Raw genomic sequence first — 24,614 nt, 5'->3', positions numbered from 1 at the left:
ATAAGGTTTTTCTGGCAGGATTTTGGCATCTGTCATAAAAACGTTACGAAACTGTCACAAAACCATAGTGCAGCGCCTTTAGGACGGCGCCTAGGATCATCTGACCGGATGGTCGTTGACACTTAACAGGAGCTATCCAATGTCCTTCATGAAACTGACCGCCTCTGTCCTGGCGATCGCTGCCGTTTCAGCAACCGCCGCGACCGCCCGTGATCAGGTGCAGGTTGCAGGGTCTTCCACTGTGCTGCCTTACTCTACCATCGTGGCCGAGGCATTCGGCGAAAACTTTGACTTCCCGACACCTGTTGTCGAATCCGGCGGCTCTTCGGCCGGCCTCAAGAAATTCTGCGAAGGCGTTGGCGAAAACTTTGTCGACGTTGCGAACTCGTCGCGCAAAATCAAGGACAGCGAGATCGAAGCTTGCGCCGCAAACGGCGTGACCGACATCATGGAAGTCCGCATCGGTTATGACGGCATCGTTTTCGCCTCTGACATCGCGGGCAACTCTTTCGCCTTCACCCCCGAAGACTGGTACAAGGCACTGGCGGCCGAGGTTGTTGTCGACGGCGCCGTTGTTGCGAACCCCTACACCATGTGGAACGAAGTGAACCCCGCGCTGCCCGCTCAGGAAATCCAGGCTTTCGTGCCCGGCACCAAGCACGGCACACGCGAAGTGTTCGAAGTGAACGTTCTGGAAAAAGGCTGTGAGGCGACTGGCGCGCTTGAGGTTCTGACCGCTGCCAAGGGCGACAAGAAAGCCGCTGCAAAGGCGTGTATCGCACTGCGCACCGATGGTCGTTCTGTCGACATCGACGGTGACTACACCGAAACGCTGGCCCGTATCGAAAGCAACAAGAACGGCATCGGCGTCTTCGGTCTGGCCTTCTACGAGAACAACACAGACAAGCTGCAAGTTGCAACGATGTCCGGCATTGTTCCCTCGACAGAGTCGATCTCGACCGGCGAATACCCCGTGTCCCGCCCGCTGTACTTCTACGTGAAGAAAGCCCACATCGGCGTGATCCCCGGCCTGAAAGAGTATGCAGTGTTCTTCGTGTCCGACGACATGGCTGGCTCTGATGGTCCTCTTGCCCAGTACGGTCTGGTGTCCGATCCTGCGCTGGCAGAGACACAGGCACTGGTTGCATCCGAAGGCACGATGTAATCTCTGGCTAAAATCGAAGGGCAGCGCCAGGCGCTGCCCTTTACCTTTCGAAAATACCGCGTGCCCCTACGACACATTTAACCGGAGCAGATATGCCCTTTTTCTGGCTTGCACTGATCGTTCTTGGCCTTGGCGGTCTGGGATATGTCACGGGGCGCAAACGCGCGCTTCGCTCTGCGGGTGGGGACGCACGCAAACTGCATTCCCTGCCGATTTATTACGGCTCTGACGTCGCGATGTTCACCGTGACACCGGCCTTTGCCATCGCGGCCCTTTGGTTGCTTGTGCAACCGATGTGGATCGAGAGCCGCGTTGTTTCGATGATCCCCGACACTGCCATTTCCGCCGACAGCACCCGTGGTCTGGTCATGAGCGACGTGCGTCGTCTGGCCGATGGCATCGACGTGGCCGTTGCCATTGGCGCGATGACCAACGCCGAGGCCACTGATCTGGTGGCCGGCGAAAGCGGCATCCGCGCGCGGCTTGGTGCGGTGGGCGTGGCGCTTGGGTCGGACGTTCGGCCAGAGGTTCTGCGGGCGGCGCAAAGCTACCGATCGCTGTCGCGTGCCGGATCTATTGCCATGTCCGTGGCGGTTTTGCTTGCCGCGCTTGGCGGGTTCGCCCTGTCGCTGTCGCGTATCCACGCCGACTACCGCGCCCGCAATGTGGTCGAGCGGGGCATTCTGTACCTGCTGATCTTTGCCTCCAGCATCGCGATCATGACGACGCTTGGCATCATCCTGTCGATGCTGTTCGAGTCGCGCAATTTCTTCAGCCAATATCCCGCGATGGAATTCTTTTTCGGCAGCACCTGGGCGCCCAACTTTCGCGGCGACAGTGATCTGGCCATTCTGCCGCTGTTGTGGGGCACGATGTATATCAGCCTGATCGCCCTTGTGGTGGCGGTGCCGATCGGCCTGTTCGCGGCCATCTACATGTCGGAATACGCGACACCGCGTATCCGCAGCATCGCCAAACCCCTGATCGAGATCCTGGCGGGCATTCCGACCATCGTCTACGGTCTGTTCGCGCTGGTCACCGTGGGCCCGATGTTGCGCGACTATTTTGCGCAGCCCATGGGGCTTGGCGAAAGCTCCAGTTCTGTGATGACCGCCGGTCTGGTCATGGGCATCATGTTGATCCCGTTCGTGTCCTCGCTGTCGGACGACATCATCAACGCGGTGCCGCAGTCCATGCGCGATGGCTCTTTCGGGCTGGGCGCCACGAAATCCGAAACCATCCGTCAGGTCGTCATTCCGGCGGCTTTGCCCGGTATCGTGGGGGCCATCCTGCTGGCCGCATCGCGCGCCATCGGCGAAACGATGATTGTGGTTCTGGGGGCAGGGGCCGCAGCAAAGCTGTCGCTGAACCCCTTCGAGGCGATGACAACCGTCACCGTCAAGATCGTCAGCCAGCTGACCGGCGATACCGATTTCGCGGCACCCGAAACGCTGGTTGCCTTTGCGTTGGGGCTGTCGCTGTTTGTTATTACTTTGGGGCTCAATGTCCTCGCACTTTATATCGTGCGGAAATACCGGGAGCAGTACGAATGACCGACGCCACCGCAGGAAACGCCGGCTACACACCGGCGAAGAAGTCCTCGCTTTTGGTGCAGGACGCGCGCACCGCGAAACGTAATGCCGCCGAAAAGCGGTTCGAGTATTACGGCATGGTTGCTGTCATGCTTGGGATCGCATCGCTGATCGTGCTTTTGACCACGATTTTCATCAACGGTCACGGCGCGTTCAGCCAGACCTTTGTGAAGCTGCCCGTCACCCTGACCGAGGCGAAGCTGGACAAGTCCGGCACCCGCGACATCGAGGTGATGAAAAAGGTCACCACGTTCGGCTATGCGCCGATCATAGATCGGGCCTTTGCCACCGCCATGAGCGAGCGCGGGATCGATGTCAGTAACTTGGGCAAGAAAGACCTTGGCGCGATCATTTCCAAGGATGCGCCCGCGCAGCTGCGTGACTTTGTGCTGGCCAACCCCGATATCATCGGCACCACGCGTGACTTTGAATTTCTGGCGAACGGTCGCATCGACGGCTACCTGAAGGGGCGCGTGTCGCAGGAAAGTGCCTCGCTGGACAGCAATGTCACACCGGCGCAACTGGCGCTTGTCGATACGTTGCGCGATGCCGGGATCATCGAGAAACGGTTCAACTGGGCCTTCATCACCGGCGGCGATGCCTCTGACCAACGGCCAGAGGCGGCGGGGCTGGGCGTGGCTATTCTTGGGTCGCTTTACATGATGATCGTGGTGTTGTGCCTGGCCCTGCCGATCGGCGTCGCGGCCTCGATCTATCTGGAGGAATTCGCGCCGAAGAACCGGCTGACCGATGTGATCGAGGTGAATATCTCTAACCTTGCGGCGGTGCCGTCGATTGTATTCGGCATCCTTGGTCTGGCAATCTTTATCAACTTTGCCGGTCTGCCGCAGTCGGCGCCAATTGTGGGCGGTCTGGTGCTGACGCTGATGACGCTGCCGACCATCATCATCTCGACCCGTGCCAGCCTGAAGGCGGTCCCGCCCAGCATCCGCGATGCCGCACTTGGGGTCGGGGCATCGAAGATGCAGTCGGTGTTCCATCATGTGCTGCCGCTTGCCGCACCGGGCATCCTGACCGGCACGATCATCGGTCTGGCGCAGGCGCTTGGCGAAACCGCTCCCTTGCTGCTGATTGGCATGGTGGCCTTCGTCCGGGAATTCCCCGGCGCGCCGCCAGAGGGCTTTTTCGACCCTGCCTCGGCGCTGCCGGTTCAGGTTTACAACTGGACGCAACGTGCTGACCCCGCTTTTGTAGAACGGGCCTCGGGTGCGATCATCGTCCTGTTGGCCTTTCTTGTGGCAATGAACCTGATCGCGGTGATGCTGCGCCGCCGGTTCGAACGCCGCTGGTAATAGGAATAGAACAATGAATGACATGAGATTTGTGGAGAGGGCTGTGGAATTGAACGAGGTAAAGATCTCGGCAAAAGACGTGCAGGTCTATTATGGCGACAACCACGCCATCAAGGACGTGAACGTCGAAATCGCTGACAAGACCGTCACCGCCTTTATCGGGCCATCGGGCTGCGGCAAATCCACCTTTTTGCGCTGCCTGAACCGGATGAACGACACGATCGACATCTGCCGTGTCGAGGGCCAGATCCTGTTGGACAACGAGAACATCTATGACCCCAAGGTCGATCCGGTGCAGTTGCGCGCCAAGGTGGGCATGGTGTTCCAAAAGCCGAACCCCTTCCCGAAGTCGATCTATGACAATGTGGCCTACGGCCCCCGCATCCACGGCATGGCCCGCAACAAGGCAGAACTGGACGAGATCGTCGAAAGCTCGCTGCGCCGTGCGGCGATCTGGAACGAGGTCAAGGACCGCCTGAACGCGCCCGGAACAGGCCTGTCCGGTGGCCAGCAACAGCGGTTGTGCATTGCACGCGCGGTGGCCACCGCCCCCGAGGTTTTGTTGATGGACGAGCCATGCTCGGCGCTTGATCCGATCGCGACAGCGCAGGTCGAGGAACTGATAGACGAGCTGCGCGCCAACTTTTCGGTGGTGATCGTTACCCACTCGATGCAGCAGGCCGCGCGGGTCAGCCAGAAGACCGCGTTCTTCCATCTGGGCAACCTTGTCGAATTCGGCGAGACCGGCCAGATTTTCACCAATCCAAGCGATCCGCGTACGGAAAGCTACATCACTGGCCGGATCGGCTAGGGGGCATTCACATGGCTGACAAAGCACATATCGCATCCGCATTCGACCGTGATCTGGAGGGAATTACCGCCCTGATCATGAAAATGGGCGGCATGGTCGAGGCGGCCATACAGGACGCGGCCAAATCGCTGGAAACCCGCGATACCGAACTGGCCGAACAGGTGCGCGCCAATGACAAGCTGATCGACAAACTGGAAGAGCGGATCAACGAGGAAGCCGCCCGCGTGATCGCGCTACGCTCTCCCACCGCGGGCGACCTGCGCACGGTTCTGACCGTGATCAAGATCAGCGCCAATCTGGAGCGGATGGGCGATTACGCGAAGAACCTTGCAAAGCGGACCTCTGTTCTGGTGCAGATGCCGCCCGTCGCCGGATCGTCCGGCGCGATCCGCCGGATGGCGCGCGAGGTCGAGCTGATGCTGACCGACGTGCTGAACGCCTATATCCGGCGCGACGAAGTGCTGGCCGAGGATGTACGCCAGCGCGATCAGGATGTGGACCAGATGTATAACGCGCTGTTCCGCGAATTCCTGACCCATATGATGGAAGATCCCCGCAACATCACCCCCTGCATGCACTTGCATTTCATTGCCAAGAATATCGAACGGATGGGCGACCACGCCACCAGCATGGCCGAGCAGGTGATCTATCTGGTCACCGGAGAGATGCCGGACGACAGCCGCCCGAAAGGCGACCGCACCCCTTATTCGATGGGCTCTGATCAAACCAACGGGGCGAAGTAATGTCTGCGGATAAGCCGACAGTTCTGCTGGTCGAAGACGAAGCGGCGCAGCGCGAAGTGCTGGCGTACAACCTGGAGGCCGAAGGCTTTGTGGTGGCGCGGGCCGAGAACGGCGAAGAGGCATTGTTGCTGGTCGAAGAGCTGGTGCCGGATCTGGTTGTGCTGGACTGGATGTTGCCGAATGTCTCGGGCATCGAGGTGTGCCGCCGGATCAAATCCCGCGCCGAGACGCGCAATGTGCCGATCATCATGCTGACCGCCCGATCGGAAGAGGGAGACCGCGTGCGTGGCCTGGAAACCGGCGCGGACGACTACGTGGTAAAACCCTATTCCGTGGCCGAACTGATGGCGCGGGTGCGCACCCAGTTGCGCCGCACGCGACCTGCCGCACTTGGGCAGGTTCTGACCTTCGACGATATCCTGCTGGACAGCGAGACCCACAAGGTAACGCGTCAGGAAAAGCCGCTGAAGCTTGGGCCGACCGAGTTCCGTCTGCTGACGACCTTTATGGAGAAACCCGGCAGGGTATGGAGCCGCGAGGCGCTGCTGGACCGGGTTTGGGGCCGCGATATCTATGTGGATACGCGGACCGTGGATGTGCACATCGGTCGCCTGCGCAAGGCCCTGTGCCAGCATGGCGGCGACGATCCGGTGCGCACGGTGCGCGGTGCCGGATACGCATTGGGCTGATCCGAGGGCCGACGCGGTCTGCGTATTTTTTCGCAATGCCGCCCCCGCTTGCGCGGGGGCTTTTTTTTTGCGCTTCGCGCGAGGATATTTAAGCCAAAAAGAACCGGATAATGTGGCCCCGGCCCCGCAATCCTTGCGCTAGCCTGCCTTTGGATCGGGCTGATTGGCCCCAAGCACGCGGACCATCGCATCGCGCATCCGTGTTTTCAGCCCTTGAACGACGCTGAACAGCGACGGCACGAACAACAGCGACAGCAGCGTTGACAGCAACAGCCCGCCGATCACCGCCACCGCCATGGGCGAGCGGAACTCGCCGCCTGTGCCGATCGCAAGCGCGCTTGGCACCATACCGGCGGTCATCGCGATGGTGGTCATCACGATGGGTCTTGCGCGTTTGTGGCCCGCGTCCAGCATGGCGTCGTTCTTGTGCACGCCAGTCGCCATCGACGTGATCGCGAATTCCACCAGCATGATCGCGTTCTTGGTGACGATGCCCATCAGCATCAGGAACCCGATCACAACCGACAGGCCGATCGCGTAATTCATCAGGTAAAGCGCAAAGATCGCGCCGCCGATGGCCAGAGGCAGGGACATCAGGATCGTCACCGGCGTGATAAAGCTGGAGAACAGAAGCACAAGCACGACATAGACCAGCAGAATGCCCGCGCCCATCGCAAGGCCGAAGCTGGTGAACACCTCGGCCATGACCTCGGCGTCGCCGGCGTTCTGGATAGAGGTGCCTTCCGGCATATCGGAGGCCGAGGGCAGCGCCTCTATTTGTTTTGTGGCCGGGCCCAGCAAGGCGCCCGAGGCCAGATCGGCCTCGACCGTGGTGCGATACTGACGGTCGTAGCGTTCGATCGTGCTGGGGCCCGAGGACAGCGCGATGTCGGTCACCACGCCAAGCGGGACGGGCTTACCTGTGGTGCTGGGCAGGCGCAGACCCTGAAGTTTGAACAGGTCGTTGCGGATGCTTTCCTTGACGCGCACGGTGATCGGGATCTGCCGCTCTCCGGTGTTGAACTTGGCCAGATTGGCATCCGTGTCGCCAATGGTCGCGATGCGGATCGTCGAGGCGAGCACCGCAGCGGTGACACCCATTTCAGCCGCAAGTTCCGGTTTGGGCGTGATCTGGATTTCGGGACGGGTCAGGGCCGCCGAGGAGGAGGCATTGACGATCATGGCCAGCCCGTTCATTTCGTCGGCAAGGGTGACGGCGGCCAGTGCGGCGGCGGGTTCGGTATCACCCAGAACGCTGATCTCGATGTCGCGCTGGCCGTTATCCTTTATCAGGTAGACCCGCACGTCAGGGACATCGCGCAAAAGCGCGGTTATATCGTCCTTGATCGCAAATGAGGATCTGTCGCGGTCGGCCTTTTGCCCAAAATTCACCAGAAGATTGGCCTTTGATATGCTGCCCGAGCCACCGTCGACGAAAATATTCGTGACTTCGGGGATGCCATGCAGCCGGTCGGACAGCGCACGCGAGACGGCGCGGGTGTCGTCCAGCGTCGATCCGGGGGGCAGTTCAAGCGAGACAGTCGCGCGGCCAGTATCGGCTTCGGGAATGAATTCGCTTGGCAAAAGCGTGGCGGAAAAGATCGAGATGCCGAATATCGCAAGCCCGCCCAAAAGGGTGATCGCGCGGTGTTTCAGCGTCCAGCGCAGGATGCGGATGTAGCTGCGCATGACGATGCCGTCCGTCGGTTCGGCATGGCCGGCATTGTTTTTCAGGAAATAGGCGGCCATCATCGGGGTAATCAGGCGCGCGACCAGCAGCGAGAACAGGACGGCCACCGCGACGGTCAGGCCGAATTGCTTGAAGTACTGGCCGGCGATCCCGCTCATGAAGCTGACAGGGGCGAAAACCGCGACGATGGTGGCACTGATCGCGATGACGGTCGTGCCGATCTCTGTCGCGGCCTCCTCCGAGGCCTCGAAGGCGGGTTTCCCCATCTGGATATGGCGCACTATATTTTCTATCTCGACAATCGCGTCGTCCACCAGAATACCCGTCACAAGGGTGATGCCCAACAGGCTGATCGTGTTCAGGGAAAACCCGAGGTAGTTCATGACGAAGAACGTCGGGATGATCGACAAGGGCAGCGCCACAGCGGTGATCAGCGTGGCGCGCCAGTTTTTTAGAAAGATGAACACCACGATAATCGCAAGGATCGCACCCTCGTAGAGCGTGTCCATCGCGCTGCGATAATTGCCTTCGGTATAGACGGTCGCGTCATCGACCAGCGTGAAGTCCGCATTGGGGTATTCGGCGTTGATCTTTGCCAGCCGCGTCTTCGAGTTGTTGGCGGCGTCCAGATCGCTGGCCCCGGTGGCGCGGAACACACCGAAGGACACCACCGGCTGGCCGTCGACCATGGCGAAGGCGCGGGCCTCGGCGGGGCCGTCCTGCACGGCGCCGATCTGGTCCAGACGCACGGTGCGGCCAGAGGGCAGGGTCAGCGGCGTGGCCGCCAGTTGCGCGACCGTGTCGGCACTGCCAAGGGCGCGGATCGAAAATTCCTGCCCCGCCAGATTGCCGCGCCCGCCGCCAAGGTCGATGTTCTTGGCCCGCAGCTGGCTGTTCACGTCATCGGGGGTCAGCCCGAGCGCCAGAAGGCGGTCCGGTTCAAGCTCGACCTTGATTTCACGGTCGGCCCCGCCAAGGCGGACAACGCTGCCCACCCCCTTGACGGTTTGCAGGTCGCGGGCAACCACGTCATCGACGAAGTAGGACAATTCCTCGATGCTGCGGGTCGGGTCGGTGACCGCATAGGTCAGGATCGCGGCGCCGGTGACATCGACGCGGGTGATAACAGGTTCTGTAATGGAGTCGGGCAGGTCACCGCGCACACCGGCCACCGCATCCTTGACATCGTTCAGGGCGCGGTCGGTGTTGGTTTCCAGCGCGAATTCGATGGTCAGGACCGCCGATGAATCAGACGCGACAGCCGTCACGTGCTTTACCCCGGTTATGTCGAACACCGCGCTTTCGATCGGTTTGACGATCTGGCTGGCGATTTCGGACGGGGCCGCGCCGGACTGGTTGACGCTGACCTTGATGATCGGCACGTCGATGTTGGGGAACTGGGTGACGGGCAGCCCGAAAAAGCTGACCATGCCGATGATGCACAGGACCAGAAACAGGGCAAGGGTCGGGACCGGCGTTCGGATAGCCCAGGTGGACATGTTCATTTCACGTCTCCTGCCGGAATCGCGATGACCTGATCGCCGTCACGAAAGAACGCGCCTGCCTTGGCGATCACGGTGTCGCCCTCGGTGACGCCCGACAGAACCTCGCGGCTGTCCTGCCACAAAAGGCCGACGGCCACGGCCTGTCTGGAAATCACCCCGTCCCTGACGACCATGACGAAGGTGCCGCCCGCATCTGTCTGCACGGCCGTGCTGGGCACGGTCAGCGCGAGGCGCCGGTCGGTGATGATATTGCCGCTGGCGAACATGCCCGCGCGCAGGGCGGTCGAGGCCGGGGTCGTGATGCGGATCAGGCCCAACCGGTTGACGGGATCAACGGTGGGCTCGATCAGGCGAACGGTGCCGCTGACCTGTCCCAGTCCGGCAATCGTCAGGTCGACAGGGTCGCCCACGCTGATCTGCACAAGGGCGGTTTCGATCACCTCAGCCTCGACCTCGATCTCTCCGTTCGCGATCAGCTTCAGCATCGGATCGCCCCCCGAGGCCGCGATGGCGCCGATCTGGGCCTGACGGTCGGACACAAGGCCCGCGACCTGAGCGGTGATCTTTGCGTGATCCAGATTAAGTGCCGCGATCTTGCGTTGTGCCTTGGCCTGTTCCACCTGCGCCGAAGCCACGGCAAGCCCGTCGGTGGCGCTGGCGAAGCCTGCACGCGCGGTCAACGCCGAGGCAACGGATTGGTCAAGGCTGGCCTGGCTAAGGTTGCCCGAGGCGCGCAGGCTCTGGCTGCGCTCCAGTGTGGCCTCTGCCTGGGTCAGGGCGGCCTGCGCAGATTCAATCTGGCTTTGTGCCTGGCGCACGGCGGCCTCGGCGCTGTTCAGCGAGGCATCGGCCTGCGCCAGCTGCGCGGCAAGGGTGCTGCTGTTCAATTCGATCAGCAGATCGCCCTGTTTTACTGTGTCACCGACCTCGACATAGATGCTTTGGATGTCAAAACCGCTGACCTGCGGGTAGACCAGAACCTCGTTCCGGGGAACCAAAGTGCCGGAAACGGGGATCTGGCCAATCACCTCTGCCTTGGCGACGGGGGCGACAGTTACGGTCGGAATGCGCGGAGTCGCGGCCAGTGCGGCCTCTTGGGCGCAAACCGGACCGGCAAAAACCGCAGCGGCCAGCAGGGCCGGAAGAACGAAAGAACGGGTGAACATTTTGCAATCCTCTGAGGAGGGGAATTCTGGCCGGGGCAGAGCCGTCGCAAGAATATGGGGCGAGGCCTATCTCGGATTGAAACGCAGGTCAATCACTTCGTTCAGTATTGACTGAACATAATGGATGCTGCATAAATACCAAGCGATTCATGGTAGGAAATACATGACACAGGATCTTTCAGACATCAGAACGGACTTCATCGAGCAGATGGGGCTGGTGATGCAGGCCGACGGTTTTCCGCGCATCGGGGGCCGGATGATCGGCCTGCTGGTGTTTGACGGAACGCCCTATTCGTTCAGCGATCTTGCCACCCAATTGCAGGTCAGCCGGGGCAGCATCAGCGCGAATGCGCGGCTGCTACTGGACAAGGGCATCGTCGACCGCGTGGCAAAACCCGGCGACCGGCAGGACTATTACCAGATCGGGGATAACCCCTACGCCAACATGCTGCGCGTGATAAGCGAACGCGCCATGCGCACATCCGAAATGGTGGGCCGCGTCGTGCAGTCCTTGCCCGCCGATGAAGAACAGCGCATTCTGCGCCTGAGACGCCATTCTGCATTTTTCGCCGCCCTGTCCCATGGTTTCATGAGTGCGAGCGAAAAAATCGACACCTGACCCGAAAGGCCGCGCCATGACCCGTTTCCAGATCCATTTGTTCCCGTATGGCTCAGACAACTACGGCATGCTGATCCATGCCCCCGACACCGGTGAAACCGCGATGATCGACGCGGGCGATGCAGAGGCGGCGCGGGCCGCGCTGGCATCGACCGGCTGGCCGTTAACCCATATCCTGATCACCCACCACCACGGCGACCACACCGCGGGGCTGGCCGACATCAAGGCCGAAACAGGCTGCACCGTGATCGGCCCGCGCGAGATGTCCAAGACGATCGCAGGCATCGACGTCCGCGTCTGGGACGGCGATACATTCGATTTTGCCGGGCAGGGCGTGCGGGTGATCGCCACACCGGGGCATACGACCGATATGGTGAACTACTATTTTCCAGCGCAGAATGCGGTGTTCACGGGCGATACGCTGTTCACGCTGGGCTGTGGCCGCGTGTTCGAGGGGACGCCGGATATGATGTGGCACAGCCTGTCCAAACTGGCGATCCTGCCGCCCGACACGGCGGTTTACGGCAGCCATGAATATACGTTGGTCAATGCGGCATTTGCAGAAACGATCGAACCGGACAATCCCGATCTGGTCGCCCGCATCGCCGAGGTCAAGGCGCTGCGGGCAAAGGGCCTGCCGACCGTGCCAAGCACCATCGGGCACGAACGTGCGACCAATCCGTTCCTGCGGGCGTCGTCCCCCTTGATAAGGGCGCGGCTGGGACTGACGGACGCGACCGACGCCGAGGTTTTCGCCGAGATCAGAGCCCGCAAAGACCGGTTCTGATCTGTCCCCGGCGCAAACGTCGGATGTGGCTACGCCGAGGATATTCAGAGAAGCCAGAACAGCGCCTGACGGGCCTGTGTCAGGTTTGCCGCTCTCCGGTGATGATCATGATGATCCAGCCCACCACCGCGCAGATCAGCACACCGGTCACGATCGGCAAGGGGGTGCCGTCGAACGCCATGCCGACCGGCGCCGCGATGCCGACCGCAAGCATGGTAGAAACCGCGCCCACGATACTGGCGGTCATGCCCGCGATATGGCCCATCGGCTCCATCGCCAAAGCATTCAGGTTGCCCAGGGTCAGGCCCGTCATAAAGAACACCGATACCGTCCAGAACACATAGGCCGCGAAGAACGCGTCGCCGGTCAGCAGGCCCGATGTCTCTGCCATAACCATAAGGCTGGCGATGACAATCTGCCCGAGCAGGGCGACCTTGACCATATACCGCATCCCCAGCCGCACCACGACCCGCGCGTTGACGAGGCTGGCAGACCCCGCAAGAATCGCGATCACCGCGAACCAGACCGGAAAGCTGTCAGCCTTGTCGAAGGTGATGTCGAAGATCTGCTGCGTCGAGGAGATCACCGCGAACAGCGCCCCGTAGCACAGCGTCTGCACAAGGGTTGTCAGAACGACCAGCCGGTTTGTCATCACCTCTTTGGCTGCGGCCCAGAGCGTTGCAAAGGCCATCGGCCTGCGATCTTTGGGGGGCAGGGTTTCGGGTTGGCGGACGGCAAGCCACAGCCCGGAAAGCGTTGCGAACAGGATGAAGGCGGCAAAGATCGACCGCCAGCCGAAGCCCGCGATGATCAGCGCACCAAGGCTGGGCGCAATGGCGGGGACAAGCGTGAAGACCATCATCACGAACGACATGATCCGCGCCATGTCGCGCCCTTCGTAAAGGTCACGCACCACGGCCAACGCCGCCACGCGCGGCCCCGCAGCCCCAAGCCCCTGAAGCAGGCGCGCCAGCAGCAGCAGTTCAAGCGACTGCGCCATAGATGCCAGCGCCGCCCCCAGAATATAAAGCGCCGCACCGCCAAGGATCACCCGCTTGCGCCCCAGAGCATCCGATATCGGCCCGGCGAAGAGCGTGCCAAAGCCCATGCCGAAGACAAAGCTGGTCACGATCAGCTGCGCGCGGTTGACGTCCTGTGGGGTCAGTTCCTGCCCGATCTGGGGCAGCGCGGGCAACATGGCGTCGATCGAAAACGCGATGGTCGCGAACAGCATCGCGATCAGCGCGATGAACTCTGATTGGCCCAGCCGTTTGGTCGGCGCGATCACGCGCTGGCGTCCTGCGCCATGATTTCGGTGATGACCTTTTCCCAAAGCTCTGGCGGTTGCGCGCCGCTCAGCGCGTGCTGCTGCGCCACGACAAAGGTCGGCACGCCGGTGACGCCCATCTGGCGCGAATGCGCATCGCGGGCGCGCAGATCCGCAAGGTCCGCGTCGCTGGCAAGCAGTTTGCGGAACACGGCGGCGTCCATTTCGGCGCTGTCTGCGATATCGGCAAGGATGTCCTTGTCGCCGATGTCGAGGCCCTGCTTGAAATAGGCGTCGAACAGTTTCGAGACGACGGCCGTCTGCCGCCCCTCGATGCCGGCCCAATGGATCAGGCGGTGCGCGTCGATGGTGTTCGGGGTGCGCTTGATCGCGGCAAAGTCGATCTCGATTCCCGCATCCTCGGCCGTTTTTGCGATCTGGCCGTAGACCCTGACCGCGCCATCGCGGCCCCCGAACTTATGCTCCAGATAGTCGCGCCGGTCCATGCCACCCGCGGGCATTTCCGGGTTCAACTGGAACGGATGCCATTCGATGACGAACGGGTGGTCGGGGTGGTTCGCCAATGCGCGGTCCAGATAGGTCTTGCCGATATAGCACCAAGGGCAGATCGGGTCGGAAATGATGTCAAGCTTGACCATGCCGTGCCTCGTATGTTTGCCGCAACGCGCGGCGCAAAAGTTTGTTGTTAGCCCCTTTGGGCAGGGCATTAACGCGAATAAACAGGCGCGGCGTTTTATATCGCGCCAGACGGGTTTCGGAAAATCCGAGTAGGTCGGGATCCGGGATGTCGATCTCAGAGACATAAAATAGTGCGATTACAGTGACATCCGTCTTTATCTTCACCTCGACTGCGGCGCATTCCGCGATGCGGGGGTGGGTTGTCATCACCGCCTCCACCTCGACCGGAGAGACGCGGAAGCCGCCCGCGTTCATCATATCGTCGACGCGCCCCAGATAGGTGATTGCCCCGTCTGCGGCCATTGATCCGGTGTCGCCGGTCAGGAACCAGTCGCCTTTGAATTTCGCGCGGGTTTCGGCGCAGGCACCCAGATAGCCCAGCATCAAACCCGGATCAGAGGCGTGGATCGCCAGCGTTCCTGCGGCATCCAGCGGAACGGGGTGTCCGACGTCATCGACGACCGCGATCCGGCGCCCTGCCTGCGGATAGCCGGATGCCGCACCAATAGCGGGGCGCGACGGGCTGCCAGAGATGAAGGTAGAGCATTCGGACATGCCGTAGGCCTCGAACACCAGGGTTCCGGTGGCGGTTTCCCATGCGGTGCGCGTTGCCTCCGGCAGCTTTTCGCCAGCAGAAAGCCCGTGCCGCAGGGTCGGCAGGTTCACCTTGAGGTGTGACTTTAGCAACTGCCTGTAAACACCTGGGGCAGCAGCGAAAATCGTCGCATTCTCGCGGCGCAGAAGATGGGGAAGTTCGGCTGCTGTGACACCGTCTGCGGGGATCAGGGCGGTCGCGCCGATGGTCCACGGGTCCATCAGGCCGGTGCCCAGCGTATAGGTCCAGTTGAAGGCACCCGCGTGCAGCATGCGGTCATCGGGCGTCAGGCCATACCAGCCGTCCCACATCATCCGACGCGCCCAAACCGCGCGATGGGCATGCATAACGGCGCGCGGAATGCCCGAGGTGCCAGAGGTGTAGATGATATAACCCAGCCTGTCGGGGTCGCCCGCGACGTAATCGGCGGGGACATTCGCGCGCAATTCGTGCAGGGCTGCGATGTCGAGCACGGGGCAATCGGGGGCTTCGGGCAACGCCGCGCTGCGCCCCGCCACGATCAGCGACGGCGACAGGTCCGCCGCGATCTTGTTCACCTCGAAACGCGTCAGTTGCGACGAGGTCGGAACCGGCACCAGATCGACGGCGATAGCAGCCAGAAACACGATCGGAAAATCGACGGTATTGCCAAGGCGCATCAGCACGCGTTCGCCTGCGGTCAGACCAAGGTCCAGAAAGCCCGCAGCGGTGCTGCGAACCGCCTGTTCCAGCTCTGCGTAGGTCCAGTGTTCGTCCCCGTCGGTGCCGATGACCGACAAGGCGATCTTGTGGGGATTGTCTGCGGCAGCGCCAAGCACATATTGCGCCATGTTGAACGGCACGGGGCAGGGCGCGGGTGCGCCGGTATTGAATTCGGAGACCATAAACGCGGTGCTACGCGGCGCGCACGGCAGTTGCAAGGGGGGCTGTATTGCGACTATATCATGCGCCATGAGCGACCCTGACCCAACCAGCCTTATCCGCCTTGCCCGCGAAAGCGGTGAAGAGGTTCATGCCCAGCCCCTGAACCTTGGGGCGCGTGTCCGCGAGTTGCGCAAGGCGCGGGACTGGACGCTGGAACAGGCGGCAAATCAGGCGGGGCTGGCGCGATCGACGCTGTCCAAGATCGAGAACGGCCAGATGTCGCCCACCTACGAGGCGTTGAAAAAGCTGGCGGAAGGGCTGCAAATCTCTGTGCCACAGCTGTTCACGCCCCCGTCCCGGGCGCAGGTCAACGGGCGGATGTCGGTGACGAAATCGGGTGAGGGCAGCCGCCACGCCACGGTAACCTACGAGCACGAGTTATTGGCGAACGGTCTGACCAAAAAGCAGATGTTGCCCTACCGCGCCCGCATCCGGGCCCGCGATGTGGCAGAGTTCGACGGATGGGTGCGGCACGACGGCGAGGAATTCCTGTATGTTCTGACCGGCGCGATCAGACTTTACACGGAATTCTACGAGCCGGTCGAGATGAAGCGCGGCGACAGCGCCTATTATGACGCCACGATGGGGCATAACGTCATCTCGATCTCGGAAGAGGACGCGATGATCATGTGGGTCACGTCGCTGGCCTGACCTGTGCCCGGTCAAAGACCGACCCGCCCTTTTTGCAAGGGCGGATCAGGGCGATGCCGTCAGGGTCAGCGGTGTCAGAACCAGCTTTGAACGCGGCGCGCGCCGCCGGATACATCCTCTCCGGCGCCGGCAATCGTGTTGCAGGCGCCAAGCGCCAACAGCGAAGTCATAACCATAATACGTAGCATCTGCGTTTATTCCTCGTACCACCAGACATCGGGCTGGAAACCGATCCAGTCGCCGTACATTGCAATACGCGACGGATATTTCAACTGTCTGGCGTGGGCAATCCGTGAAAATGCCGAATACCATGTGGGGATGACATACCGCCCCGAGGTCAGCACACGGTCCAGCGCCTTGGTCGCGGCGATGAAGTCCTCTCGTGTGTCCGAGGTCAACATGGCAGTCACCATCGCCTCGACTGCGGGATTGTCCATGCCCATCCAGTTGCGGGTGCCGGGTTCGGTGACGCCGTCCTTGCCCCAATACAGCATCTGCTCGTTTCCGGGGCTAAGCGACATCGAGCGGGTGTAGTTCGTCATGTCGAAGTCATAGGCATTGGTGCGCTCTTTGAACTGCGCGGGGTCGATGACATTGATGTTGACCGTGATCCCAAGGCGTTTCAGCGCCGAGGCATAGATGTCGGCGATCGACTGTTGCTCGCTAGAGCCTTGTGCCAGCAGGATTTCAAAGCTGAACGCGGTGCCGTTCGCGTCCCTCATCACGCCCTCCTGCACGGTCCATCCTGCCTCTGCCATCAGGTTCATCGCGCGGCCGATGTTGGCGCGGTTGCGTTCGGTGCCATCCGAGACGGGCAGGGCATAGCCCTCGATCGCGCCGGGGGGGATATCGGCGTAGAACGGCGCCAGCAGCTCTGCCTCGCGGCCCTCGGCGGGGCCGTGGTCCATGCCCAGAACCGAGTTCGAGAAGTAGGATGTGATCCGTGGTTCGGTTCCGCCGTTCAGGGTCTGGTTGATGAATTCGAAGTTGAACGCCTGAATCATCGCCTCGCGCACGCGCCAATCCTTGAACAGGGCACGGCGGGTGTTCATCACCAGACCGCTGATCCCGGACGGGCGCTGGTGCGGGATGATCGACTTGACGATATCGCCGGACCCGATGGCGGGAAAGTCATAGGCGCTGTCCCATTTACCCGCGTTGCCTTCGCGGTAGGTCGTGATCTCGCCGCCTTTGAAGGCCTCGAAAATCACCCCGCCGTCAGAGTAGAAGTCATATCGGATTTCGTCGAGATTGGCCTGACCGCGCATGAAGGGCAGATCCTTGCCCCAGTAGTCGGGGTTGCGTTTCAGCGTGACATAACGGTCGACCTTGAAATCGGAAATCACATAGGGCGCGGACCCGATCGGCACATCCAGCGTCGATGCCGCGAAATCCTTGCCCTCCCATTGGGCCTTTTTCAGGATCGGGCGCATTCCCATCAACAGCGCAAGCTCGCGGTCGGCGACGTTGAAGGTAAAGCGGATCTTGCGCGCGCCGGTGATCTCGGCTTTCGCGACCTTGGCCCAGGTGCCCAGATAGCGCGGGTGCCCCTTGGTGCCCAATGTCTCGTAGGACCAAAGCACGTCCTCGGCCGTCACGGCAGAGCCATCCGAGAACTTTGCCTCGGGGCGCAGGGTGAATTCCACCCAGTCCCGATTCGGTCCGGTTTCAACCGATTCTGCCAAAAGACCGTAAAGCGTAAAGGGTTCGTCCCAGTTCCGGCCCATCAAAGTTTCGAAAACATAGGACTGCACACCGTAGGGCGCGCGGCCTTTCAGGATGTGCGGATTGAGTGAATCAAACCCGCCGCCCTCGCCGAAAACGATGCGCCCGCCCTTTGGTGCCTCTGGATTGACATAAGGCAATGACACAAAATCAGGTGGCAGCGCGGGGTCACCATACATAGCTATGCCATGCGACGGTTCGGCAGATGCGAATCCCCCCCCAAAAACCAGCAGGATTGCGGCGCTTGCCATGCGGATGGTCTGTAATAATTTTGATCTCATTGCGGCGACAATCCCTGTGACCCCTTTATACGTTGGCGTTTAGTAGTAACGGGCCTTTCCAGCCTTTTCAAACTTTTAGCTTGGCCAGCGGCGGCAGATTGCTTATAAAGAGGGCACTGCTCGATAGGTTTCTTGCCTGTATGAAACCTGCCTCAATAACTTAACGCCAGCTTCGTGCTGGCGTTTTTTTTTTGCCCGCAGATTGTCTTGCATATTGCCCACAGACTGCGCCGCGGTGCCGCTTCACATCCGGGGTATGTCGCCCGCTTTGATGTTTCCTTTGCACTTGCAGCATCTATAGTGACCACAACGCAATTGTCTGGATCAGGAGTGTCGCTATGTCGCTTGCAGGAAAAACCGCCGTTATCACCGGGTCGAACTCTGGCATCGGCCTGGGGGTCGCGCACGAACTGGCGAAGGCGGGTGCGAACATCGTGCTGAACTCTTTCACCGATACCGAGGCCGATCATGCGCTGGCGGCGGATATGGCCAGGGAACACGGCGTGACCGTGCGCTATATTCAGGCGGATATGTCGAAGGGCGACGACTGCCGCGCCCTGATCGAAAAGGCGGGCACCTGCGATATTCTGGTGAACAACGCCGGCATCCAGTTTGTCGCCCCGATCGAGGAATTCCCCGCCGCCAAATGGGACGCGATCATCGCGATCAACCTGTCCTCGGCGTTTCATACCACCGCAGCCGCGCTGCCCGGAATGCGGGCACGGGATTGGGGGCGGATCATCAACATCGCCTCGGCGCATGGGCTGACCGCCTCGCCTTACAAATCGGCCTATGTCGCGGCCAAGCACGGGATCGTCGGCCTGACCAAGACCGTGGCGCTGGAAACCGCCACGGCACCGATCACCTGCAACGCCATCTGTCCGGGCTATGTGCTGACCCCCTTGGTCGAGGCGCAGATCCCCGACACGATGAAGGAATACGACATGGACCGCGAGACGGTGATCCGCGAGGTCATGCTGGCGCGCCAACCGTCAAAGGAATTTGCCACGGTCGAGCAACTGGGCGGCACGGCGGTCTTCCTGTGTTCCGACGCGGCAACCCAGATCACCGGCACGACGATCAGCGTGGATGGCGGATGGACCGCCTTGTGATTTCAATGCCTTCGGCGAGGATATTTGGACCAAGTAGATGGTAAAGCGGATCAACCTTGCCCTTCAGGGCGGTGGTGCCCACGGAGCGTTCACCTGGGGCGTTCTGGACCGGTTGCTTGATGACGACGACATCGAGATCGGCGCGATTTCCGGCACGTCGGCGGGGGCGCTGAACGGTGCCGCGCTGAAGGCGGGGATGGTCAAGGGGGGACGGGTGGCCGCGAAAGAGAACCTTGCCTGGCTTTGGGGCCAGATGGGGGCGGTCAGCGATATGCGGATGTCTGGCTGGATGGCACTGTTCGGTCCCGGCCCGGCGATGGCAGCGCAGATGATGGAACGCGCGGGGCCGTTCTCTATTGCCGACACGGTCAGCACGGTGATGAGCCCCTATTCCTTTGGTCCCGCCTACCGGAACCCTTTGGCGAAGATCGCCGAGCGGTTCGAATTCGAACATGTCTGCGCCGCCGGTGGGCCTGCGTTGTTCGTGTCGGCCACAAACGTGCGCAGCGGCAAGATCCGGGTGTTTTCGGGGGCAGAGATTTCGGCGGATGTCCTGTTGGCGACGACCTGCCTGCCGACGGTGTTTCAGGCGGTCGAGTTCATGGACCCCGCGACAGGCAAGATCGAGGCGTTCTGGGATGGCGGCTATTCCGGCAATCCGGCGCTGTTTCCGCTGTTCGAGCCGCAGTTTTCCGACGATCTGGTGATTGTGAACATCAATCCTCTGGTTCGCAACGAGGTTCCGACAACACCGGCCGAGATCCAGAACCGCGTGAACGAGATCAGCTTCAACTCGTCCTTGTTACGCGAGTTGCGGGCGATCAATTTCGTCAAGCGGTTGTTGGGGGCGGGTGCATTGCGCGCGGGGACAATGAAGGACGTTCTGGTGCATATGATCGCGGATGATGCCCTGATGAACGAGCTGTCGGCAACGACGAAGATGACGCCGAACCCCTATCTGCTACACCGCCTGCGCGAGGCGGGTTATGCGGCGGCAGAGAGGTTCTTGCAGCATCATCGGGACGATCTTGGGCGCAATGGCACGGTTGATCTGGCGGCGGCGTTCAACTGACCGCGTTGCGCAACAATCCGGCTGCCAGCCCCCACATCACCGCCCCGATCCCCAGATCAAGGACGCGCCACGCCTTTGCGCTTTGCATGGCAGGTGCCAGAAGGCGGGCGCCGAAGCCGAGGCTGTAGAAGAACACGAACGAGGCGGAAACGGCGGCGATACCGAAGGCGATCTTGTCCGCCGCAGGTTCGAACCGCGTCGAGACGGCCCCGATCAGGCCAAGCGTATCCAGGTAGACATGCGGGTTCAGCCAGGTGAAGGCGAAGGCGGTGACCAGCGTCGCCCGCAGGCTGCCGGACTGGCCCGCCAGCACCAGCGCATAGTCGCCGCGCCAGGCCGCCCTCAGGCGCATCGCGCCGTAGACGAACAAGAACGCGGCCCCCGACACGCCCATGATCGCGGGCAAGGCGGGGTATAGGGCCGTGACCGCGCCGAACCCCAGGATGCCCGCACTGATCAGCAGCGCATCGGACCCCGCGCACAGCAGACACAGCCAGCCCACGTGTTTTCGCAACACCCCTTGCCGTAACACAAAGGCGTTCTGCGCGCCGATCGCGAGGATCAGCGAGAATGCCGTGAAAAAGCCGGTGGCTGCCGCTGTGATCATCTGAACAGGTCAGGACTGTGCGGCGGATGTTCCGGCGGCAGGCACCGCCGGATCTTTGGGATTGGGATAGACAAGCCCTGCCGAGATGATCAGCTTTGCCGCATCCTCGACCTTCATGTCCAGATAGGTGACATCGGATTCCGGCACGAACAGCAGAAACCCCGAAGTCGGGTTGGGGGTTGTGGGCAGGAAGATGCTGACCAGCGTGCCCTGGCCCGGTGTCTTGCGCGCGATCTCGCCCTTGGCGTTGGTCGAGACAAAGCCGATGGCCCAGATGCCCTTGCGGGGGTATTCCACCAGACACGCCTTTTCGAACGATGACTCGTTCTGGGCAAAAACCGTTTCCGCGATCTGTTTCAACCCGTTGTAGACAGAGCGGACGACTGGCATCCGGTCCACAAGGTTTTCGCCCCAGCGCAACAGCGAGCGCCCCAGAAGGCCCTTGGCCAGCCAGCCGATAAGCACGGTGAAGATCAGGAAGATGATGACGCCGACGCCACGCAGGTTGATGCCGATGTATAGTTCGGGCCGGAAGCGATTTGGCACAAAGGGCAGAACCCAACTGTCGATCCATCCTGTGACGCTGTAGATCAGCCAAAGGGTCAGGCCGATCGGGGCCACGACGACTAATCCGGTCAGAAAGTTCGACCGGAGGCGCGCGAAGGGACGCGCCTTGCGCCGCTCGACGTGGGGTTTTTCGAATAGGTCTTGCATCTATGCGCGCTTCCTTGATCTTGGGCGAATGTAGGCGGTGGTGAAGGGCACTACAACACGGCGTGGCGGGCCAGATCAGCTTTTCGACATCTGTCTGCCCATTTCACGGGCGATTTCGCAGGCAAGGCGCGCATTGTTCAGCACAAGCGCGATGTTCGAGGTCAGCGAGCGGCCCATCGTCAGCTCCAGTATCCGGTCAAGCAGAAAGGGCGTCACGTCTTTTGCGCTGATCTTTTGCGCCTCGGCCTCGGCCAGGGCGATTTCGATCATCGGCGACAGGATGGCATAGTCGATTTCATCCGCCACGGGGATCGGGTTGGCGATGAGTTGGCCACCCGGAAGGCCCATGCGGACGCGTGTTATGTGGGCGCGGGCAATGCTGGCCGCGTCATCCATCCGCAAGGGCGAAGGCAAGCCCGAGGCGCGGCTCCAGAAGGCGGGAAAATCGCTTTGGCCATAGGTGATGACCGGCACGCCGAGAGTTTCCAGAACCTCGAGTGTTTTGGGCAGATCGAGGATTGCCTTGGCCCCTGCCGCCACGACGGTGACGGCAGTTTCCGACAGTTCACGCAGGTCGGCGGAAATGTCGAAGGTCAGTTCCGCGCCGCGGTGAACGCCGCCGATGCCGCCCGTTGCAAAGACGTGGATGCCCGCCAGATGCGCCGCGATCATGGTTGCGGCAACCGTTGTGGCGCCGGTGCCGCCCGTGGCGATGCAGGCGGGCAGGTCGGCGCGCGACAGTTTGGCGACATGGCTTGCCTGCCCCAACTGGGCCAGTTGCGCATCCGTCAGGCCGATGTGCAGGGTCCCGTCGAGCACGGCGATGGTGGCGGGGGTGGCCCCATGGGCGCGGACCTCTGCCTCGACGAGGGCGGCGGCCTCGACGTTTTGCGGATAGGGCATGCCGTGGGTGATGATCGTGCTTTCAAGCGCCACTATGGGCGTGCCGTCTGCGCGGGCGCGGGCCACTTCGGGGGAAAAGATCATTGGAAAATCGGGCAGGGCGGTCATTGATCGGGTTCTCCGGAAACATAGGTGGCGGCGGCCTGCAAGGCACGGTCAAGGGCGGCGGCGCGGTCGGCCCCCTGTGCCTCGGCGACGATATGGGCAGCCATGAAGGTGTCGCCTGCACCGGTAACGCGGGTCACAAGCACAGGGGGCGGGGTGGCGGTGATCAGGTCGGCATCGGTGCCTTCGGTTGCGGGATTGCCGCCGTCGGTCACAAGCACGCGGGCGGCCCCACGAGCCAGAAGACCGGCGGCGGCCTTGATCGACGTGTCGAACTGTGTCTGGCACAGGATGCCGGCCTCTTCGAGGTTGACATAAAGCGTGGCGCGGGGATGGCCCATCAGCGGCAACAGCCGTTCCGCCTTGCCCGGCGAGGCAGGGGCCACGCGCAGATCGGCGGCGGCGAACAGCGGGCTTTTTGCGATCTCGTCCAGCAGCGCGGTGGTCAGGTTGCCATCCAGCGCGACCTGTCCGGCATAGGGCAGGGCGGCGGTGCCCAGACGGCCATCCGCCAGCGGACGCAGAATTTTGGCGCCTGCCGCCTCGAGGCTATGGGCGTCGGCAATCGCGGCGATCAACCCGTTGGCGCCTTCGACTGCCATATAGCGGTCAGTAGGCAGATCGTCGGACAGATAAATATGGTCGGTGATCATCCCCATCCGCCGACAGGTTGCCAGCAGGTCCAGCCCCTCGGCGTCGCGGCCCATGGCGGTCAGAAGCGCGGGCGTCAGACCGAAGCGGCGCAGGGTCATGGCAATGTTCATCGCCACGCCGCCCGGCAGGCGTGTGATGCGGCCCGGCACGTCTGACCCGACACGCATCGGGGTCGAAGACCGGCCGATCACGTCCCACAGGACAGAGCCGATGCAAAGGATGTCTGGTTTCGGTATCATGTAGGCGTTGTGGCGAAGCCCGCGCGCCACTGCAAGCGGTGCGTTGGGCGGAACGGTGGAAAAGCGAGTATTTGCACCGAGAAGACCGGGTAGAAAGTGATTTGCGCAATGCTTTTCAGAAAGCGGGGCCTTATTGTTGCCACGTTCTGGCGCAATCTAAGTAAAAACAGTAACAATTCGAACCGGTTCCATGACTGATATACACACCCTTTACGAAGACGGGGCGCTTATGCTTCGATATATGCCCGGAACATCACGGCATATGGTTGTCAGTTTTTCCGGGGTGGGAAACTCTCGAAAAGAGGTTCAGCCTGCGGAATTTCCGGGGGCCGCCAGCAACAATGGCGAAAACCACGTTCTTTTTGTAACGGATATCAGGCGCAGTTGGCTGAACCGCGATGGGCTGGCCGAACTTCTGGTGCGTTATATCGAAGCGACAGCCCGTCAGATCGGCGCGGAAACTGTCACGGCGCTTGGCAATAGTATGGGCGGCACAATGGCCCTGCACCTGTCCAGGCTGACGCAGTTCGACCGTGTGATTGCCTTTGTGCCGCAGTTTTCCGTCGATCCACGCATCGTGCCGCAGGAAACCCGCTGGATGTATCATCGCAAACGCATTGAGGTGATGCGATTCAACCGTGTGGAAAACCTTCGGCAGGCGGGAACCTCCTATGTCATTCTGCACGGCGGGTCCGAAGATGAACTGATCCATGCGACCCAGTTCCCCGAAGGTCCGAATATCCACCACTATATCTTTCCTGACCATGGCCATAACCTTGCGAGAGATTTGAAAAAGCGGTCGGCTCTGTCTGATGTCATAGGTCTGGCGATCGCGGACCGTCCCTGGCGCCTGCGCCGGCGGATCACGGCCCTTGGCGGGCTGCTGCGTCAGGCGGTCGATACGGCACAGGCAGCCTGACGCGATAACCGCTTGGGGCTTGCGCAGGGCAGGGACTTGGGCTATGTGCCGGCTACTTTAAATCCGC

22 protein-coding genes are annotated in these 24,614 nt (G+C 61.5%); 12 read left to right on the top strand and 10 right to left on the bottom strand.

Translation table 11 applies throughout. The annotated features are described in order from the left end of the window. Positions 1–139: 139 nt before the first annotated feature. The 6 genes from ACEN2R_RS05270 (at position 140) to phoB (ending at position 6,313) form a co-directional block, all read left to right on the top strand. Positions 140–1,165, top strand: a complete 1,026-nt coding sequence (locus ACEN2R_RS05270) for a substrate-binding domain-containing protein (protein WP_442039932.1) — start codon at positions 140–142, stop codon at positions 1,163–1,165. Between the two features lie 92 nt (positions 1,166–1,257). Then, positions 1,258–2,718, top strand: a complete 1,461-nt coding sequence (pstC, locus tag ACEN2R_RS05265; protein ID WP_442039930.1) for a phosphate ABC transporter permease subunit PstC — start codon at positions 1,258–1,260, stop codon at positions 2,716–2,718. Continuing rightward, positions 2,715–4,070, top strand: a complete 1,356-nt coding sequence (gene pstA, locus ACEN2R_RS05260) for a phosphate ABC transporter permease PstA (protein WP_442039928.1) — start codon at positions 2,715–2,717, stop codon at positions 4,068–4,070. Before pstC ends, pstA begins: the two co-directional genes overlap by 4 nt. Positions 4,071–4,083: 13 nt before the next feature. Then, positions 4,084–4,881, top strand: coding sequence for a phosphate ABC transporter ATP-binding protein PstB (pstB, locus tag ACEN2R_RS05255; protein WP_442039926.1), 798 nt, complete (start codon positions 4,084–4,086; stop codon positions 4,879–4,881). Positions 4,882–4,892: 11 nt separating this feature from the next. After that, complete coding sequence (phoU, locus tag ACEN2R_RS05250; protein WP_442039924.1) at positions 4,893–5,624, top strand: phosphate signaling complex protein PhoU; 732 nt, start codon at positions 4,893–4,895, stop codon at positions 5,622–5,624. Next, positions 5,624–6,313: a phosphate regulon transcriptional regulator PhoB gene (gene phoB / locus ACEN2R_RS05245; protein ID WP_442039922.1), complete on the top strand. Its 690-nt coding sequence runs from the start codon at positions 5,624–5,626 to the stop codon at positions 6,311–6,313. The genes phoU and phoB overlap by 1 nt, the downstream gene beginning before the upstream one ends. A 138-nt stretch (positions 6,314–6,451) precedes the next feature. On the opposite strand, the gene ACEN2R_RS05240 is transcribed toward phoB, so the two are convergent. Both ACEN2R_RS05240 and ACEN2R_RS05235 read right to left on the bottom strand, forming a co-directional pair. Further along, a complete protein-coding gene (locus ACEN2R_RS05240; protein ID WP_442039920.1) occupies positions 6,452–9,508 on the bottom strand; it encodes an efflux RND transporter permease subunit in 3,057 nt (1,018 codons plus the stop codon). After that, positions 9,505–10,674, bottom strand: coding sequence for an efflux RND transporter periplasmic adaptor subunit (locus ACEN2R_RS05235; protein ID WP_442039918.1), 1,170 nt, complete (start codon positions 10,672–10,674; stop codon positions 9,505–9,507). Before ACEN2R_RS05235 ends, ACEN2R_RS05240 begins: the two co-directional genes overlap by 4 nt. A gap of 163 nt (positions 10,675–10,837) precedes the next feature. On the opposite strand from ACEN2R_RS05235, the gene ACEN2R_RS05230 reads away from it, so the two are divergent. Both ACEN2R_RS05230 and gloB read left to right on the top strand, forming a co-directional pair. Further along, the gene (locus ACEN2R_RS05230) at positions 10,838–11,293 is read left to right on the top strand and encodes a GbsR/MarR family transcriptional regulator (protein WP_442039916.1); all 456 of its coding nucleotides are present in this window, start codon (positions 10,838–10,840) and stop codon (positions 11,291–11,293) included. 16 nt (positions 11,294–11,309) lie between these two features. Continuing rightward, positions 11,310–12,080 carry a hydroxyacylglutathione hydrolase gene (gene gloB / locus ACEN2R_RS05225; protein ID WP_442039914.1) on the top strand — a complete coding sequence of 257 codons (771 nt, stop codon included), beginning with the start codon at positions 11,310–11,312 and terminating at the stop codon, positions 12,078–12,080. A gap of 79 nt (positions 12,081–12,159) precedes the next feature. On the opposite strand, the gene ACEN2R_RS05220 is transcribed toward gloB, so the two are convergent. From ACEN2R_RS05220 to ACEN2R_RS05210, 3 genes are read right to left on the bottom strand one after another with little or no spacing between them, the layout of a single operon-like run. Then, positions 12,160–13,314 carry an MFS transporter gene (locus tag ACEN2R_RS05220; RefSeq protein ID WP_442040033.1) on the bottom strand — a complete coding sequence of 385 codons (1,155 nt, stop codon included), beginning with the start codon at positions 13,312–13,314 and terminating at the stop codon, positions 12,160–12,162. Positions 13,315–13,364: 50 nt separating this feature from the next. Beyond that, a complete protein-coding gene (locus ACEN2R_RS05215; RefSeq protein WP_442039912.1) occupies positions 13,365–14,006 on the bottom strand; it encodes a DsbA family oxidoreductase in 642 nt (213 codons plus the stop codon). Further along, complete coding sequence (locus ACEN2R_RS05210; protein WP_442039910.1) at positions 13,993–15,525, bottom strand: class I adenylate-forming enzyme family protein; 1,533 nt, start codon at positions 15,523–15,525, stop codon at positions 13,993–13,995. The genes ACEN2R_RS05215 and ACEN2R_RS05210 overlap by 14 nt, the downstream gene beginning before the upstream one ends. A gap of 67 nt (positions 15,526–15,592) precedes the next feature. On the opposite strand from ACEN2R_RS05210, the gene ACEN2R_RS05205 reads away from it, so the two are divergent. Next, positions 15,593–16,216 (top strand): helix-turn-helix domain-containing protein, encoded by a 624-nt coding sequence (locus tag ACEN2R_RS05205; protein ID WP_442039908.1) that lies wholly within the window; start codon positions 15,593–15,595, stop codon positions 16,214–16,216. A 194-nt stretch (positions 16,217–16,410) separates the two neighbouring features. On the opposite strand, the gene ACEN2R_RS05200 is transcribed toward ACEN2R_RS05205, so the two are convergent. Further along, a complete protein-coding gene (locus tag ACEN2R_RS05200) occupies positions 16,411–18,192 on the bottom strand; it encodes an extracellular solute-binding protein (protein ID WP_442039906.1) in 1,782 nt (593 codons plus the stop codon). A gap of 368 nt (positions 18,193–18,560) precedes the next feature. Here ACEN2R_RS05200 and ACEN2R_RS05195 point away from each other — a divergent pair, with 368 nt between their 5' ends. Next, positions 18,561–19,334 (top strand): 3-hydroxybutyrate dehydrogenase, encoded by a 774-nt coding sequence (locus ACEN2R_RS05195; protein WP_442039904.1) that lies wholly within the window; start codon positions 18,561–18,563, stop codon positions 19,332–19,334. 37 nt (positions 19,335–19,371) lie between these two features. Further along, complete coding sequence (locus ACEN2R_RS05190) at positions 19,372–20,406, top strand: patatin-like phospholipase family protein (RefSeq protein WP_442039902.1); 1,035 nt, start codon at positions 19,372–19,374, stop codon at positions 20,404–20,406. On the opposite strand, the gene ACEN2R_RS05185 is transcribed toward ACEN2R_RS05190, so the two are convergent. From ACEN2R_RS05185 to ACEN2R_RS05170, 4 genes are all read right to left on the bottom strand, one after another. Further along, complete coding sequence (locus ACEN2R_RS05185; RefSeq protein ID WP_442039900.1) at positions 20,399–21,013, bottom strand: LysE/ArgO family amino acid transporter; 615 nt, start codon at positions 21,011–21,013, stop codon at positions 20,399–20,401. The genes ACEN2R_RS05190 and ACEN2R_RS05185 overlap by 8 nt on opposite strands. A 9-nt stretch (positions 21,014–21,022) precedes the next feature. Further along, positions 21,023–21,727, bottom strand: coding sequence for a DUF502 domain-containing protein (locus ACEN2R_RS05180; protein ID WP_442039898.1), 705 nt, complete (start codon positions 21,725–21,727; stop codon positions 21,023–21,025). 75 nt (positions 21,728–21,802) lie between these two features. Next, positions 21,803–22,738, bottom strand: a complete 936-nt coding sequence (locus ACEN2R_RS05175) for a pseudouridine-5'-phosphate glycosidase (protein WP_442039896.1) — start codon at positions 22,736–22,738, stop codon at positions 21,803–21,805. Then, positions 22,735–23,628: a PfkB family carbohydrate kinase gene (locus ACEN2R_RS05170; protein WP_442039894.1), complete on the bottom strand. Its 894-nt coding sequence runs from the start codon at positions 23,626–23,628 to the stop codon at positions 22,735–22,737. Before ACEN2R_RS05170 ends, ACEN2R_RS05175 begins: the two co-directional genes overlap by 4 nt. A 190-nt stretch (positions 23,629–23,818) precedes the next feature. On the opposite strand from ACEN2R_RS05170, the gene ACEN2R_RS05165 reads away from it, so the two are divergent. Beyond that, positions 23,819–24,547 (top strand): alpha/beta fold hydrolase, encoded by a 729-nt coding sequence (locus tag ACEN2R_RS05165; protein ID WP_442039892.1) that lies wholly within the window; start codon positions 23,819–23,821, stop codon positions 24,545–24,547. The last annotated feature ends 67 nt before the right edge of the window (positions 24,548–24,614 follow it).

The organism is Pseudogemmobacter sp. W21_MBD1_M6 (genome assembly GCF_052119585.1).
In the GTDB taxonomy this organism is placed as follows: domain Bacteria; phylum Pseudomonadota; class Alphaproteobacteria; order Rhodobacterales; family Rhodobacteraceae; genus JBGQOJ01.
This window is presented reverse-complemented; position numbering and strand designations above follow the sequence as displayed.